This is a genomic window from Gimesia maris, assembly GCF_008298035.1.
In the GTDB taxonomy this organism is placed as follows: Bacteria; Planctomycetota; Planctomycetia; order Planctomycetales; family Planctomycetaceae; genus Gimesia; species Gimesia maris.
Genome location: NZ_CP042910.1, coordinates 3,310,498 through 3,325,202 on the forward strand (window position 1 = coordinate 3,310,498; position 14,705 = coordinate 3,325,202).

General features: G+C 47.3%; 14 protein-coding genes, 1 tRNA gene and 2 pseudogenes. 12 read left to right on the plus strand and 5 right to left on the minus strand.

The genetic code is table 11. From position 1 onward, the window contains the following. Positions 1 to 190: 190 nt before the first annotated feature. On the plus strand, positions 191 to 1,594 hold the full coding sequence (locus tag GmarT_RS12345) for a neutral/alkaline non-lysosomal ceramidase N-terminal domain-containing protein (RefSeq protein ID WP_002646209.1): 1,404 nt from the start codon (positions 191 to 193) through the stop codon (positions 1,592 to 1,594). Positions 1,595 to 1,827: 233 nt separating this feature from the next. Further along, a tRNA-Arg gene (locus tag GmarT_RS12350) sits at positions 1,828 to 1,901 on the plus strand. Positions 1,902 to 3,030: 1,129 nt separating this feature from the next. Here GmarT_RS12350 and GmarT_RS12355 read toward each other — a convergent pair. Both GmarT_RS12355 and GmarT_RS12360 read right to left on the minus strand, forming a co-directional pair. Further along, positions 3,031 to 4,164 (minus strand): hypothetical protein, encoded by a 1,134-nt coding sequence (locus GmarT_RS12355; RefSeq protein WP_044237632.1) that lies wholly within the window; start codon positions 4,162 to 4,164, stop codon positions 3,031 to 3,033. Between the two features lie 748 nt (positions 4,165 to 4,912). Continuing rightward, positions 4,913 to 5,569 (minus strand): hypothetical protein, encoded by a 657-nt coding sequence (locus GmarT_RS12360; RefSeq protein WP_002646206.1) that lies wholly within the window; start codon positions 5,567 to 5,569, stop codon positions 4,913 to 4,915. A gap of 924 nt (positions 5,570 to 6,493) precedes the next feature. Between GmarT_RS12360 and GmarT_RS12365 the strand changes: the two genes are divergently transcribed. The 3 genes from GmarT_RS12365 to GmarT_RS12375 all read left to right on the plus strand — a co-directional run bounded on the left by GmarT_RS12365 (position 6,494) and on the right by GmarT_RS12375 (position 8,953). Then, the gene (locus GmarT_RS12365; RefSeq protein ID WP_002646204.1) at positions 6,494 to 7,072 is read left to right on the plus strand and encodes a hypothetical protein; all 579 of its coding nucleotides are present in this window, start codon (positions 6,494 to 6,496) and stop codon (positions 7,070 to 7,072) included. 345 nt (positions 7,073 to 7,417) lie between these two features. After that, a complete protein-coding gene (locus GmarT_RS12370) occupies positions 7,418 to 8,296 on the plus strand; it encodes a helix-turn-helix transcriptional regulator (RefSeq protein ID WP_044237626.1) in 879 nt (292 codons plus the stop codon). Continuing rightward, entirely contained in the window at positions 8,297 to 8,953 is a 657-nt protein-coding gene (locus tag GmarT_RS12375; RefSeq protein WP_002646202.1) for a hypothetical protein, read from the plus strand. A 117-nt stretch (positions 8,954 to 9,070) separates the two neighbouring features. Here GmarT_RS12375 and GmarT_RS12380 read toward each other — a convergent pair. Next, positions 9,071 to 9,484: pseudogene (locus tag GmarT_RS12380) on the minus strand (transposase); the annotation flags it as partial. A gap of 319 nt (positions 9,485 to 9,803) precedes the next feature. On the opposite strand from GmarT_RS12380, the gene GmarT_RS12385 reads away from it, so the two are divergent. The 7 genes and pseudogenes from GmarT_RS12385 to GmarT_RS30350 form a co-directional block, all read left to right on the plus strand. Next, positions 9,804 to 10,658 (plus strand): response regulator transcription factor, encoded by an 855-nt coding sequence (locus tag GmarT_RS12385; RefSeq protein ID WP_002646200.1) that lies wholly within the window; start codon positions 9,804 to 9,806, stop codon positions 10,656 to 10,658. A 143-nt stretch (positions 10,659 to 10,801) separates the two neighbouring features. After that, entirely contained in the window at positions 10,802 to 10,930 is a 129-nt protein-coding gene (locus GmarT_RS30225) for a hypothetical protein (RefSeq protein WP_261337830.1), read from the plus strand. A gap of 504 nt (positions 10,931 to 11,434) precedes the next feature. Further along, complete coding sequence (locus GmarT_RS12390; protein ID WP_149302778.1) at positions 11,435 to 12,079, plus strand: hypothetical protein; 645 nt, start codon at positions 11,435 to 11,437, stop codon at positions 12,077 to 12,079. Between the two features lie 76 nt (positions 12,080 to 12,155). Then, positions 12,156 to 12,467, plus strand: a complete 312-nt coding sequence (locus GmarT_RS12395; protein WP_002646197.1) for a hypothetical protein — start codon at positions 12,156 to 12,158, stop codon at positions 12,465 to 12,467. Continuing rightward, a complete protein-coding gene (locus GmarT_RS12400) occupies positions 12,464 to 12,985 on the plus strand; it encodes a hypothetical protein (protein WP_002646196.1) in 522 nt (173 codons plus the stop codon). The genes GmarT_RS12395 and GmarT_RS12400 overlap by 4 nt, the downstream gene beginning before the upstream one ends. Positions 12,986 to 13,022: 37 nt before the next feature. Beyond that, on the plus strand, positions 13,023 to 13,262 hold the full coding sequence (locus GmarT_RS30525; protein ID WP_498072120.1) for a hypothetical protein: 240 nt from the start codon (positions 13,023 to 13,025) through the stop codon (positions 13,260 to 13,262). Then, a pseudogene (locus GmarT_RS30350) lies at positions 13,210 to 13,437 on the plus strand (tyrosine-type recombinase/integrase); the annotation flags it as partial. The gene GmarT_RS30525 and the pseudogene GmarT_RS30350, both read left to right, overlap by 53 nt. 155 nt (positions 13,438 to 13,592) lie before the next feature. Here the strand turns inward: GmarT_RS30350 and tnpA are convergent. Further along, the gene (gene tnpA, locus GmarT_RS12410; protein ID WP_002646195.1) at positions 13,593 to 13,937 is read right to left on the minus strand and encodes an IS66 family insertion sequence element accessory protein TnpA; all 345 of its coding nucleotides are present in this window, start codon (positions 13,935 to 13,937) and stop codon (positions 13,593 to 13,595) included. A gap of 128 nt (positions 13,938 to 14,065) precedes the next feature. Beyond that, on the minus strand, positions 14,066 to 14,683 hold the full coding sequence (locus tag GmarT_RS12415) for a hypothetical protein (protein WP_002646194.1): 618 nt from the start codon (positions 14,681 to 14,683) through the stop codon (positions 14,066 to 14,068). Between the last annotated feature and the right edge of the window lie 22 nt (positions 14,684 to 14,705).

Sequence of the window (14,705 nt, forward strand, 5' to 3'; positions counted from 1 at the left end):
TACAACAAAGCCCGTTGAAGAGTGTGTTTCTGGCGCGACAATACTCATTCAATGGGCTTTGTTGTTTTATAAGAGGTCAAGACAATCTCCAAAATCTGAGGGAGCACTGGTTCCCATGCAGGCGGTTTCCGGTCATAATCCCTGTTATGTCTCTGTTTGAGAATTGTGTCTGGGTTTTGAGGAGGTTCCGATGACTGAAAGATTTCCTCCATGGCTGCCATGGCTGCTGTGTCTGCCGTTTGTATTCGCAGCCGGTCTGTTCAGGGCGAATGATGCATCTGCCGCTGAGTTCCCCTTCTCCTTCGGTTTTGCCAGAACAGAAATTACTCCGGAGACACCGCTTCGACTCTCGGGGTATGGAAATCGAGACGTTGTGTATGAAGGAGTCGATGAGCCATTATTCGTTCGCGCGATCGCCATTAAAACGCCAGAACAGAAAATCTGCTCGCTGGTTTCACTTGACTCGATCGGTTTTGCCGGTAGTCTTACAGACCGTATTGCGCAACATGTTAAACAGAAGTATGGTTTGAGTCGCGACCAACTGGTCCTCTGCAGCACACATTCACATACTGCACCGCAACCCGTCGAAGGACTATCCAATATCTTTGCCACGCCCATGACCGAGGCGCAACGCGTTGCTTCACAAAAGTATTGGAACAGCGTCGAGCAGCGGATTGTCCAGACGATTGGGCGGGCGATTGAAGATCTGCAGCCGGGAACACTGTCGTTTGTGACAGGGAAAGTCGGTTTTGCACAGAATCGACGTGTGTTGAAAAATGGCAAATGGACCGGGTTTGGTGTGAATCCGGATGGACCCGTGGATCACAGTCTGCCGGTTCTGAAAGTCACCGAGGCGAATGGTAAGCTGCGGGGAGTGATATTCAACTACGCCTGTCATTGCACGACCTTTGGCAGTGATTACAATCGGCTGAATGGGGACTGGGCCGGCTATGCTGCAAAATATATTGAAGAACAACAGGGAGACATCATCGCAATCTGTACAATCGGTTGTGGTGCCGACCAGAATCCGGTTCGCGGAAACAAAGAGGTCGCCCGCGACCTGGCGATTGGTCACGGACGGGCGATTGCAGTGGAAGTTGCCCGTCTGCTCAAACAACCGGCGGTGCCCATCACCGCTCCACTGGGCACCGCTTTCGGTAAAGCCGATCTTCCCTTTGATCCTCCAGCGAAAGAGGGACCGAAAACTACGCTGGATCATCGGCGGCCCCAGGTCAGACAGCATGCGTACAACATGCTCAAGCATTTTGAGGAATTTGGTAAGCTGCCGACGAGCTACCCTGCTCCGGTGCAGGTCTGGAAGTTCGGCAATCAGCTGACGATGATCTTTCTGGGAGGTGAAGTCGTTGTGGACTATGCGCTCCGGCTCAAAAAAGAACTGAACAGCGATGCGGTCTGGGTGACTGCGTATGCCAATGACATCTTCGGCTATGTTGCTTCTGAACGAATGCGGGACGAAGGAGGCTATGAAGTTGATTTCTCGATGATCTACTACAATCTGCCGGGTCGCTGGGCTCGCGGTACCGAAGATATTCTGATCAACAGGATTCACGAACTGGTTAAGCAGGCCGATTAACATTTCCACGCCTGATTGATTATATTAATCGTGCTTTGTCTGCATATATGCTGAAATGCGGAGGTGGTTTTGGAGCGATCTCAACGCCGAAGTGGATTTTTTTCAATTCCGGTCCCTCATTCAGTGTTGTAAGTATTGAGAATGAAAGTACTTTCCCGTTAAAATCCAGCACGTCCTGAAGTCCCACTGCAGCGAACATGATTCACACAATCGGGGTCTATCAGGAAACTTCAGCGCCCGTAGCTCAGCTGGATAGAGCAACGGACTTCTAATCCGTAGGTCGGTGGTTCGAATCCACCCGGGCGTGCTTATAAAGCCGTAACTCACAACGAGTTACGGCTTGTTTATTTTGTGTATATCGTATCCTTTTGGGTGCGATTTTGTTTGTATCCTTTTGGTGGTGCTTGGCTCCAATTACTGACAACAACAGTTGGTCCTAATTTTAGTGTTGTCGATCTCAGATTACTTACAACAGCAGTTGGTGTTAAAGCAAAAGTAACCACTAAAATGTTTGATCGCAGGCATGGATCGCCCTGAGTATTCCGGAAACAGGTCGATGGAAAGACAGCCGTCGCAAAGAAAGGTTGAGCTGCTCACGTTTCACGGGGACATGAACTCAACTTAGAAAGTACTTTTTAAATTTAAAACAAAACTGAAAACCTCAAAGATATTGAAATCACGATTGTAGCTGGTGAAGATCTGCAGCGAATCGCCCAAACTCCTTGACGGGTACTCGAAAACAGTTTCGTGAACGGGGATCTCAAAGACGCGGTATTGTGTGACATCTTTGACGTAGCCGCAGTCGGGGCATTCATAGACGAACCACGACCAATCAACCGCACCAAACCAAATCGCGGCGATCAAGAGTAAGGATGCAATGGCATATAATTTCTTCCGTTTCATTTGAATTCATAACGTCCTAAGCTCAGCGACCCGGTCTACGGGACGCGTGGATTGCAACCCGAACGCGAATGCCCGGGTTTGCTGCAGCGCATCGTTAGGCTCTTGTGTCGTCATGCTGTGATGTGTTCTCGTCATCCTCGTCGATATAGCACTCGCCGTGGCAGTAACGACAAGACCGATCATCGTGCCCGCCGGTCGAGCGGCGATGCGATGTCTTGTCCAAGCCTGTGCCTTTGCAGACCGGACAAATCCGCCCTGGTCTTCGACTTTTCTTTTGCTCTTCGGGCATCTTCGTGCTCAAGCGGCCTTTCCTTTAGGATAACTATGGTTAGCTTGATTATCAGACTCGCAGATAATCTGTTAAAATAGACATCAATTCAAATTAATGCCTTTATCTCTGATGAGTCAATCGTCTGGCTGTCTCTATTTCAATTACTGATCCTGCAAAAGTGTTTGGGGAGTATCCATAACAGCGGGTTGAATCAGAAAAGACCTGAGAAGTTGGGATCAGGTCGTAGCCACTGGAATCTGAACTATTGCTGCTCTTTCCCGCCTGGCTTGATCAACGAGTACTTCCAGATCCGATCTGCGCCGCCTAACAGGAGCATTTCGGCTTCTTCCCCGTCGGGGATCGTAGAGATCGAGGCACATAGCTCGCCCAGGACCTCCTGATAAACCAGCGTTTTATCCTGTTTGTAAACGTAGAATACGGAACGCTGCCAATTATCGAATTCAACAACAACGGCAAGATATTCCGGTTCTTCATTCGCAAATTTAACCAGGGTACCGTATGCATGACCGAGCGTTCCACAACCTGGAGCGTCAAACTGGGCGACCGTTTTTCCGTCGAAGTCAAACACCCAGATAGTGTCATTCTCAGCAAGCAGCAACGATTCTGAATCTTTCTTCGTCGGCCAACGGCACAATGAAAAATCTGAAAAGTAGGCCGCCGGTTTAGCACGTTTGACAATCGTGCCTTTCTTATCGCGAACAGTGATATCTCCACCTGCATTACTATGGACAATTTCAACAGCTCCGTCGCCATCTGTATCAACGAATTCAACGTGCCAGACATTTCCATCAGACTGTTTCCAGAGTGGACGTCCCGTTTTGTCGAGCAGGTGAACTCCACCACTTCCATTGTGCCCTACAACAAACTCGGCAATCCCGTCCCCGTCCATATCACCAGCATCCATATCATTGACGGCAGGCGAACCTCCGTATGTCCACAAGGTCCGCCCGGTGTGGTCGATCAGTGATGCGTCTTGCCAACCCTCCCCACCTCGATTCAAGAACTCAAAGGTTCCATCTTTATCGACGTCAATGAGGTCGACATGCGTGTTTCGAGAATGGAATGTGAGCGAACTCTTCTCAACACCTTTGGGGGAAAGTCGGACATATCCCTTCTCGCCGGCAACAGCGATCTCTGGCTCAGAGTCTGTCATATAAACAATATCAGTGACTTTCCCTGTGACCGCGATCGTAGAGAATTCTTTTTTCTCAAGAAAATCCTGTCCGGTTACGATAGATGGGTGTTTCAACTCTGGCGGCATGCTGACAACAGTGGGACGAAAAAATCGAAAGGCAAGAAGGCCAACGCCGAATACGCCAACCAGCATGAAAGCCGCGAAGATCAGACAGATTACGATAATGGTTCTGCTATTCATTGTGACCGTCTAGGCTGCTGGTGTCTGTTGAACTGCTTTCTAATGCCGAAAATATCCAGCTGACTTGTCCCAGATAGATGGTTTCGACCGCCCGTGAAGTCAGTTCGCTTGATGATACCCTGGAATGCCCCCTCGTTCTACTATTTGTTCTTGTTTTCACGCATGCCAACACAATTTAGGTCCCGAAAATGACATTGAACGACCTGCGGTGCGTACCGTCATTCCCATGCACTAGCCTCAGGTACTATTCGACCATTGCCATTTCGCGAAATGGGTCGAATTACAGGACGTCTGAAGTAACGAATGAGTTTACCACGACGGTCGTGCCGGGCGGTTATAACCGGCTCCGGTTCATCGATTTGTTATGCGGCGGGCTCTCGTTCGGTGTTACCTGCCTAAATCGGAGTGAAATCGACGAGCCTCGGCGACGATCTCATCGATTACAGCGTGGTAATTCGCGGAGTCAAATGTAAAGGATACCCTTGTGTTGGCTTGCTGTCTGCTGGTCCAGTAGTCGCGCATGTGAACCTTCAAGCGGTCGTCGTGAACGTGGCACGCCGTGTAGCCGCACCCGTATTCCCCGCATTTGCAGACAGCAACCAAGCGTCGTGTCGGGTCAGCTGGCGCTTGAACTGGGTATTATATATCTATTATGCATACAAAGCAAAAGCACAAAAGTTAGAAGGCCAATGTCAGGAATGACTGCACTGAGTCCTAACGTTCACCGTTTTGCCAGCAAACATTTTGATCACGTAAGATTAAGAATTTGTCGAACGTCTGTTTCAAATGTAAATATGTCGCTCCACCCCAAATGACGAATTACAACAGGTGCGAGGTTTTTATTCGGATGCGCAGCCAAATCAAATTCAGGGCCGAATTCATTGGCCAAGACATCAAAGCAACTCTGAACATGTGGACGTAGAGGTGGTTCGTCGTAGTGAATGGATTGGTTTCGGGCCTCCCAAATCACCACTTTAAGCGATTGAGTTCCAATCATGCGGCCATCAGCACAATTGTTCTTGCCACCTCCAGCAGAGACCATTAGTTGGCGAGCAGTTTGAAGCAATGACGTACATAGCGATTCGAGTGCGATATTGTAGGCGAATAGATTTGCGGCAGCTTCTTCAACTTGAGGTTGGAGCTCGGTGGCATTCTCACGCAGGGCGTTCATGTCGTGACGATACCGCTCAATCATCATACTAGATCCCTCATCAATGCCAAATTCTTCGGCATGAGCTTCAAGTTGTGAAACCTTTTCCGCGATGTCACTGTCCATTCTAGCGATTATCTCTTCGAGGCCGGCCTTCAATTGATTGGCCTGATCGATTCCGTATACCATTTGAGCAATCTTGCGAGTCAAATGATGTGTCGCAACGTGAATGCGAGATACTATGTCCTTAGTCATTGGTGGCAACTCCATCTAATTCGACGACTGAAAATACACAAACAGCTGCACTGACTGAATGTATGCTTTTTTTTCTCCCTGTCAATGAACATAAGTCCTTTTGTGTTCATTTTAAACCATCTCTCTAATCGCAAAGACACACTGCACTGGAGTCTGCCTGATAAAGGATTGTTTCTAAGGTTGTTTATTACTTAAGAAGCCTGGACATCGCCGCTCTAGCCCAGCCTGTTTGAAGAATTTCAAAAGTTCTATCCAACCGATTACTTCGATGCCTTAATGACATCTTCTGAGCCAAATTCGGCTCTGGATTGGTCCTTTTTTCTGCCGTCATCCGCGTGACTCATAAAATGTGACAGAAATGCGTTTCCATTTTTGAAATTAAAACGAGACTAAAAAATATTTTATCACCATAAGCCATTACTCCACATCACCTTATGTCATCACCTGTGCCACCGGTTCCAAATTGACCTTCGTGACGATGGGTTTGAAAGTCATGCTGAAGGTCTGTTGGAGCCAAGGGGGCTTCTAGATCGCGAACGAACAAGCTGAAGGAAAGATCCAATGATTAATGCAGAGAAATCTAAACAGTTAGTCAAGTTCTACGTTTCACAAGAACAACATGATTTGATCAGAGTGGCCGCGGCTCTAAATCGCACCAGCATGGCAGATTATTCGAGACAAATCGTGATCGCCGATGCGAAGACCACATCGACAAAGTTGACGCCAGTCAAAGGAGAGCTGAATGGATAATTCAGCATGGGATGAGATACCCGGATCGGGGAGAATCTAAATAGTATTATTTACTTTCATCATCGTGTAATAAAACAGCTCTGAAAGCGATTTTGAAAAGATCACATTTACAAAAGATGAGCGTCGACACATGCCTCTAAAACCACGTGCCGACGCTCGTAGAAAGCAAGGAATATGTTAACTCAAAACCCAGACCACGGGAAGCTGAATGTTACCACAAAGAAGCGGCGTACATCTCGAATTATTTCCCCTCGACAATCGAATCAAGTCCTTGAGGATCTCTTCGAGGACGTTGACGACAATAAATACGGAAGTTCTTACACATCCTTCCACAAAGGAGAGACACCTCAGAACACATTGAATGAGGAGGCTCGTGAAAAGTTCCTTAAGCAGCTCGATCCAGAAGATGTGGATCGTGGCACTTACGTCCCCAAATATGTGATGTCTATAACCAGAAATGCTACCGACGCTCTGACTCTGTCACAAATTCTCTACTGGATCAAATTGTCTGGGTACGATCCCAGACCGGACAAGAAACTTTTTTACAAATGGAATGCATCGTCATCGAAAGAACTTGGCAAACAACTCTATCGAACAGAGGACGAGATTGAGAAATCACTCAAGCGTTTAAAATCTTCCGGTCTTATTGACTGGAAGACAAAAATGTTCGGCGGCTCACGAAAGCGTCATATCTGGATTATCTGGGAAAAGATCGCCAGCGAATATCAAAAAGCAAGGAATGAAGAAAAATGATTGATTCAATCAATAGGTGTTCCAGCAGCACCTATTGCAGTTTGCAACCTGCCAGATGGCAACTTGGAAACCGCTCTTTGGCTGGTTGGTCAGCTGGTAACCCGCCAAATGGCGGAAACATAACTAAGAGTTACCTTTCTAAGAGTTCATACAAAGACTTACTCAGAAACAGGGCACATCTCGGCTTCGCCGTCAATGTGCCGGGATTTCATTATTTGATCGGGAGAAAGAAGAACAAATATATGCTCTGTTTTCTTTTGGTGTTTTCCCCGATCAACAGGATCCGGAAGGCCAAACCGCCATTTGGCGGATTGGTCGATGGATCGATTCCAACAGGAGAGATTCATGTTTGGTCTAGATGATATTGAGCGAGACGCGATCAAAAGGGAAACCCGACTGGTATCACTCTCGCTTGAGATACTTGGCTTAACGGATAGCAAACCTCGTGTTCGCAAGGCTGGCTTTGCCCCAGGCTGTCCAATGAGTCGGCTTACTTTCGAGGGATTCAGATCTGTCTTCTGGAATATGCCGATCTACTTAGTTTATGAAAACCTCTACAAGCTAAAGTGGCATACATCCTGTAGACCGGGAAAAGTGTTGACCAAGCCTCAGAAAACGATTGCTGCTCAGAAATATGAAGAATGCCTGCTTGATGCTTCATCTGAAAATGGCGGACGACCAGTTGGGATGGTTTTCCCCTACGATCGCATTAAGGGGGGATTGATCATGCACAATGCTGAATTCCTCTTACAGAGATCGAACGACGATTGTCAGATCCGGTGGAATGTAAATGGCCAGCCAAGGTGTATTGAACGCTATGCATCTGTGCTGAGGTATTTACATAACTGCGGATGGCAACCGGGCATTGTGGCGCAGAGCACTCAGGCGTGTTCGATCTCCGCGATTCAGCTTATGCAAAGCGTTAGCAATTCGTCTGCACTCAGAATGATGTTGTTCCTGAATGAGTTATCCAGCCGGAGTCCCAGCATATCGGAAGACCTGGCAGCAGCATCTGCAGAAATTATCCGGGAACAACATCGGCGCTGGATTTGCGTTAAGCAGAAAGACATTTCTTTGAAGACTGGATTGACCTGCGATCAGGTCAAACGAGCCGTTGCGTGGCTCGAGAAAAGAGGTTTGATAAGCGTCAAGAAACAAGGAAGATTGAACTGTTACTCCATAAATACTGACACTTGTTATCACATTTTAAAGGACTGGACTTAAATGAATAATCGACAAACATTCCCATCCCCTCAATACCTTTGGGAACAACTCGCTAATAAATTGCGAGCTCAGTATTGGATGCGCAGAAATCTAACCTATGGGCACGGCGATGAAAAGATTTGGTTTGATTTAGCGCGTTTACTGACATCTCGAATCGTTCCAATGAAATTGTTCATCGATTCGCAGTTTTATTCATCAGAGAAACGTTACAAGCCACTTAGTCCAAGCGAACTACTTGGTAAAAAGGCATTTCAACGATATGAGAAATATTATGACAGTCAAGCTGATGATCTTGAAAAAACTATGGTCATAAATTTGCAATCTCAAACTCAGAAGGCCAGAACTGGAATAAATTGTAAGATGAAATTTAGTAAATGCACTATAGATAGCGCAGTCCTTGACACTCTTGTTTTTGAGAAAGATGAACTGTCACCCTTATTTTGTTACTGCCTGTTATCTCAAATGGAAAAACTTTCAAACATGACACAAGACTATTTTTTGAATGCTGTGATTGAGTACGTGCCACTGAGAGATGAATACGATGCCGTATGGGGCTCACGCATTCCCGAAGGCTTTCGAGAATTGGCATTGGATACTTACTGTAACCTGTTCGCTCCTGCTCCTGAAGGGAGCCGTTCTCTCGTGGAAAGCGAATAAGTTTAATGCACTTTTAAGAATTTCATACTTACTCTTTCAATCTTGATGACGAGTCGGGAGGTGGGGTCGGATCAGTTGAGAAATTTACACGGCTCGGGAAATCGCTGCTATCCGTCCCTACATCCGGGTAGTATGACGGCCCCTGCAAACTGACAACATCTGATTCGCAGATAGCCCAAGTCGTATAACACGGCTTGGGCTATCTGAATCTAAATAACGCTTTTTGAATCCAACATCTGACTTCAAACGGATCATAGGATGATCATGGGAAATACCACTGTTGACGATAACCTGTAGTTCCTGAATCAGAGCACGATGACGAGCGGGCTTAACAGTTTTTTTTGAGAACGTCCTGGAACTGCTCTTTTCCAGGTTCAGGTCAACCATCAGCTGTTTGAGCTTCCGGCTCTCCTCTTCCAGCTCCTTCAGTCTGCTGACTTCAGCGACGCCCAGACCGACATACTTCTTATTCCAGCGGTAACATATCAGTTCGGTGATCCCCATCTTCCTGACGATCTCCGCCACCGCAGTACCGGACTCATACTACTGAAAGTGAAGGGGATTTGTTCTTCTGTGTAGCGTTTTAGTTTCATAGATCTGGTTCTTTTCCTGAATACTTGAAAACATTATTTTCGAATTCACTACTCGATAGGAAGGTTACAAAAAAAACTAAAAATAATTTTCAACCTATACTCGGCTACTTTTCTCTAATAAACAGGGCTCTGAAACGCTTCTATCAAAAGAGGTCATCTAGCTGGTCCAGTTGACCTGTCATACAATGTGGGTTTGCACTTTACGAAATCAAAAAAGTGCCTGACCAATTTGTAGTAGACATACAAAGGAGTACGAGATGTCATTCACTAATGAACTCCCTCAGATGAGCCTGTTCGCACCGCCGTGTCAGCGATGGAAAATGGCCTGCGAATTCAGTGAATCGTCGCAGGCGGATTACATTCCGGAAGACCAGATCACTCAGGATGCTGTTGACTATCTAAAGTCCCAAGACGATGCCCTGTATCCGGAAATCCATGAAGCCTGCCAGATTTTCCAGCAAGACTGTCTTAGCCGTGCTGAGTTGGAAGCACTTATTCTGGTAGGAGAATCTGATGCAGAGATCGCCGAGTACTGTGATCTTTCCCCGGAAGTTGTAAATGTCTATGAATATTTATTCTTTAACGTGCGTCATCGGGATACCCCTTCCGACTGGCTACTGAAGCACACGGTGGGGCCACCTCACTTTACAGGTTTCAAGGATCATCATCTCAGACAGCTCTGGGCCTGGTTTGCCCTTCATGGAATAACTGAAGTACTTCATGAAGTCATCGGGGCCTACTACGAAGAACTCCAGAATACCGATGCTAGCGGCTTGTCCGTCTATCTCCATCCCGGTTCCCACGTTCATCCTGACTTACAGGCCATGATCGCGGACTGTGTGACTCCGTACTTCCCGCCACTGTATCAGTGGGATCGTGTATTCCTGCGCTACTATCAGTCCATCCTGGGGGTGCCGATCTCTAAAGAACTGCAGATACCTCCGTCCCAAGATTATCAGACCCAGATCAAAGTTGCTTACGGTGTCTTGACTTCAGGTCTGAAAGTGACGGCCGCCGTCTGGGATTGTAATCTGCCCATTAAAGAATCTCCGACAGAAGAGATAGAGAACATTCTTCAAATACTGGACTTACAGAAGGCAACCAGAATTTAAGCTATACGCCCCCCATGTTGCCCTGTCTCCCAGGTCAATACTGGGGAATCCTAAAATTCGTAGTGCATACATATTCCAGGAGAAACTTATGAGGTGAGATCCGAAGAACGGCAACTAGAAGTATCATTACCGCAACCACGGTAATGGCGGGAAAATATCAAAGGAATAAGGTCGGACGTGGTCATAAGCCCGCAGAGGCGGAACTGAGCGACCAGGGACGGCGTCTGCAGGAATACTATGACCGGTATAACGGCAAGCACATCAGAACCTGAAGGATCGTGCCTGTGCCGCTGCAGATAGGCCCTTCCTGTTCAGCACGTCCCTGCTCCAGGCGATCAGCTTCATGCTCCTTCCTGGCCGGCCAGGAGCGTCTCTGAACGCCACAGTACATCCAGGACATATTCGAATACCCGTTGTTGTCTGATCCCCTTCGAGGGGCAGGCAGGTGCCTGATACGTGACTACATCTGGTTAGCACATTCCCAGTGACATATAATCTGACTTGATCGTATTCAAGTCGAATAATTAATTCGTGAATTCGACCTTAACCTTAGAAAGGAATCTAAGATGATAAGAACAAACGCCACTGTAAAAATTGATCCGTTTACCCGTCCCTGCTGGAGATGGGAAGTCGCAGAACAGCTTTTCAATGAACCAGACCGCGACGAAATACCTGAGGACCAGATAACCCGGGATGTATTAACCTATCTCAAAACCGGGGATACGTCGCAATTCCCCGAAATTCATACTTCCCTTCAGATTTTTCAGGAAGACGGATTGAGGCGTGCAGAACTGGAGGCGAGGATTCTATGTGGGCAGTCTGACTCCGAGATTGCAGGGTTCTGTAAATGCACACCGGAAGTTATCCAGGTTTATGCCGATCTATTCTTCTGCGTGCGTGACTTCTCTCATGCCTCTGACTGGTTGCTCAAGCATGCAGTTGGTCAGCCGCACTTTTACGGATACCGTGATCACAACCTGCGGCAGATGTGGAATCGGTTTGGTTTGATGGTGCCAAATGAAATATTGAACTGGGTGATTCAGTCGTACTATGATGAACTTAAGCCAGATGACAAGCCAACTCTGAGTATTTATTTACGCCCCGCTTCTCGCGTAGATCTGGGACTACAGGGCTTGATAGCAGAATCTATTTTCCCGAACTTTCTGTCCAATGACAGGTGGGAGCACGAATTTGTGGATTACTTTAATTTAACCCAGGAATTACCTACCACAGAAGAGAAAAATGAAGCCGTTCAGATATACAAGAGAGACCGCATCAAGTTTGCATACCTTCATTTGATGGGCAAGATTAAGAATGAACCCTTTAAGCGGAAACCTCGCAAAACAGCGCGTCGTTCTCCAGCAAAGGAAATCAGCAAGATCCGACAAAAACTGCAAGCCTTGGAATCAAAATCACCTTAAACCATCATCATGCCTTATCTACTGAATAAACCTGGGAACAGGAAAAAAGCGTATTGCAACACTATGGAGAACTACATTGAGCTGGGATGTCAAAGAAAGCGGACTCGCGTATTTTTACAGAAGCCGACGTGTAAATGGAAAACCGGTAAAAGTTTATGTGGGCCGGGGACAAAAGGGAGTAGAAGCAGAATATCAGGACCAGGAACGCCGTTTGAAACAGCAGCGTGACCAGCAGTACTGGGAAACCAAACTGTCCCAGGCCGAGCAGGCATCGCGACACACAGCTGAATCAGCATCGCTTGTCACGCTGCTGCACAGGGCGCTTCTTATCAACGCTGGCTACTATCTCCACAAAGGACATGAATGGAGGAGGCGGAAAGCAGTATGACTGAATCAACAAAATCCCCCGATATACTTAAGAAGAAGGCCCTGGAATCGGTCATCAAGAAAGCGAATGCAGGTGATCAGAACGCCCTCAGGTTGTTACGGAAGTTTCTCGATCAGCAACCTCAGATCTGGAATGAAGTAGGAGACGTTGCCAAGATCGCTGAGAAGGCGTGGATCACACTGATTGCGAACGGCGACTCCATGATCCAGGAATCACTTCAGAAAAAACTGGCTGCGCTCAAACAGGAGATTTTAGGCGACTCTGATCATATCTTTGGTCAGATGCTCGCAGATGTGATTCGAGCCACCTGGCTGGAAATGCATTACCTGATGAGTGTCGACGCTGATGCCACCAACAGAACCGCTGGCCAGAGCACATTGATGATAAAACGTCTTGAATCCGCTCAACGCAGGTACACATCAGCGATCAAGCAGTATTGCCAGATCAAGAAACTGCTCCCGGGCGAACACCGTCAGCCCGATCTGAAGATTTTCAGTCCACAGCAGGATAGAGCATAGACTAAATACTTTCCGGGGCACCGCATGGTGTACGCCCATCACAGCCGGTTGCAAAAACTGTTATGCAATACGATTCGCTGAACGGTGGCGCGGCGTGCCAGGTCACCTGACAACCTTTCTACGAGAGTATTTACCCCATGCAAGAGGATGTAGCGCCCACACCTGTGACGCCTATGCGTATTCGTTCCAGCTGCTGCTCTGCTTCGCTGCCGAGCGATATAGGACGTCACGTGCTGCGCCACACTTGCGCGATGCATTCACTCCAGGCCACTCATGACGTCCGCAAGGTCTCGCTATGGTTGGGTCACGCGAGCGTAAAGTCCACGGAGGTCTATCTACGGGCAGATCCGACAGACAAGCTCGACGCTCTGGAAGCTGGCATCGCGCCGTCATTACGGAGGGGACGATTCAAGGCGCCTGACCAGCTTCTCGCAATGCTTCGATCTTCCTAAGAAAGGCATCCAGTTATGCAGAGAACGAACCAGCCTCGACCACCTCCTTGAAACACTTACGGTGCTCCAGCTCCGCATAAATACCTTGACCGCATAATTGCGAAAATCTACCGGCTCGGTGCACAGGTAGATGGGCGTGCCGCTGGGCAGACCCATCATGAGCGGGCTTCCTGATTACAGGCCGGGATCTCGAATCGAATACGAATGCCGCCCGGCAGATCGACCGCCATGACAGTGGCCGGTGAGGGCGCTGCAAGCGTGACGGGCAGGAAACCTGCCGGCTTTCTGGCAGTCTGTCGAGGAGGGGCAGACGTGCTTTCGCGAAGCCGTTGATGGTCTGTCCTGGTGGTATCGCGGATCTTCCGCCGGCAGTAATAGTAGGACGCTTTTGAGACGTTTTCGTTTTGGCAGAACTGCGCGACGGTGATGTCAGCCTGGTCGAATCGCTCCAGTCGGTCTGCCCAGACTTGGGCGGTTTCGCTCAAATTGTTTTGGATCATGGGATCTCCTGTGTGGGAAACGTGAGGAAACCCGAGATTTTAAACCCTGCGCCTACAATGGTTCTGGTGTACGGTTACCTTATCGTGCGGCTAAGTAAATTGACCATACGCCATACGGGACAACTTTATTAAGTCTCAATAATAAGTAAATCCGTTCCCTCACGAATGCAATAATCTAACCAGTCTAGATAAGTTTTTCTCGCTGGTAAAATTATGTTATTCCATTCTTCTTTTTCCTCCTCAATTTGCTGAGGGTTAAGCATCCATATGATATCGGATGCTTGTTCAAAAGATTCTTGCAGGCAGCCTTTTAACTGTTTTCTTTCTTCTTGGATTTCTTCTAAAGTCAAATACCCTATATTTTCATCTCCAGGTGAAAATCCAAACGGGGTATTATAGCTCCCGTTCAGTTTACTTGTTTTGAACCCTAAATCACGAATTGGTGGCATTGAGTAGACTTCAGTATCAAGCTCTGTTCCAAAGAGATCACAAATCTTCCAGCATATTGTTAATGGTAGAGAGTTGAACTGATTAGACTGATTTATGATACCAAAAATATATTCCAAATTTAATTCATAATCTTTATAAGCTTCGAGGAACTCTTTTGAACCTTCATCTTCGGGGCTTAGCCCCTCTTCTCGTTTCATTTCCTCAAGAATTAAATTAATATACTCTTTTGCTTCATCACCCTCAAAGTTCCTAATTCTTTCAAGGTCAATCGAAAATCCCGACAAACCTGTACTCATATTTCAATGACTCCTATCTTAT

Excerpts from the sequence above, each read along its gene's own strand:
- GmarT_RS12345 (WP_002646209.1), top strand. The coding sequence starts at position 191 with ATGACTGAAAGATTTCCTCCATGGCTGCCATGGCTGCTGTGTCTGCCG.
- GmarT_RS12355 (WP_044237632.1), bottom strand. The coding sequence starts at position 4,164 with ATGAATAGCAGAACCATTATCGTAATCTGTCTGATCTTCGCGGCTTTC.
- GmarT_RS12360 (WP_002646206.1), bottom strand. The coding sequence starts at position 5,569 with ATGACTAAGGACATAGTATCTCGCATTCACGTTGCGACACATCATTTG.
- GmarT_RS12365 (WP_002646204.1), top strand. The coding sequence starts at position 6,494 with ATGTTAACTCAAAACCCAGACCACGGGAAGCTGAATGTTACCACAAAG.
- GmarT_RS12370 (WP_044237626.1), top strand. The coding sequence starts at position 7,418 with ATGTTTGGTCTAGATGATATTGAGCGAGACGCGATCAAAAGGGAAACC.
- GmarT_RS12375 (WP_002646202.1), top strand. The coding sequence starts at position 8,297 with ATGAATAATCGACAAACATTCCCATCCCCTCAATACCTTTGGGAACAA.
- GmarT_RS12385 (WP_002646200.1), top strand. The coding sequence starts at position 9,804 with ATGTCATTCACTAATGAACTCCCTCAGATGAGCCTGTTCGCACCGCCG.
- GmarT_RS30225 (WP_261337830.1), top strand. The coding sequence starts at position 10,802 with ATGGCGGGAAAATATCAAAGGAATAAGGTCGGACGTGGTCATAAGCCC.
- GmarT_RS12400 (WP_002646196.1), top strand. The coding sequence starts at position 12,464 with ATGACTGAATCAACAAAATCCCCCGATATACTTAAGAAGAAGGCCCTG.
- tnpA (WP_002646195.1), bottom strand. The coding sequence starts at position 13,937 with ATGATCCAAAACAATTTGAGCGAAACCGCCCAAGTCTGGGCAGACCGA.
- GmarT_RS12415 (WP_002646194.1), bottom strand. The coding sequence starts at position 14,683 with ATGAGTACAGGTTTGTCGGGATTTTCGATTGACCTTGAAAGAATTAGG.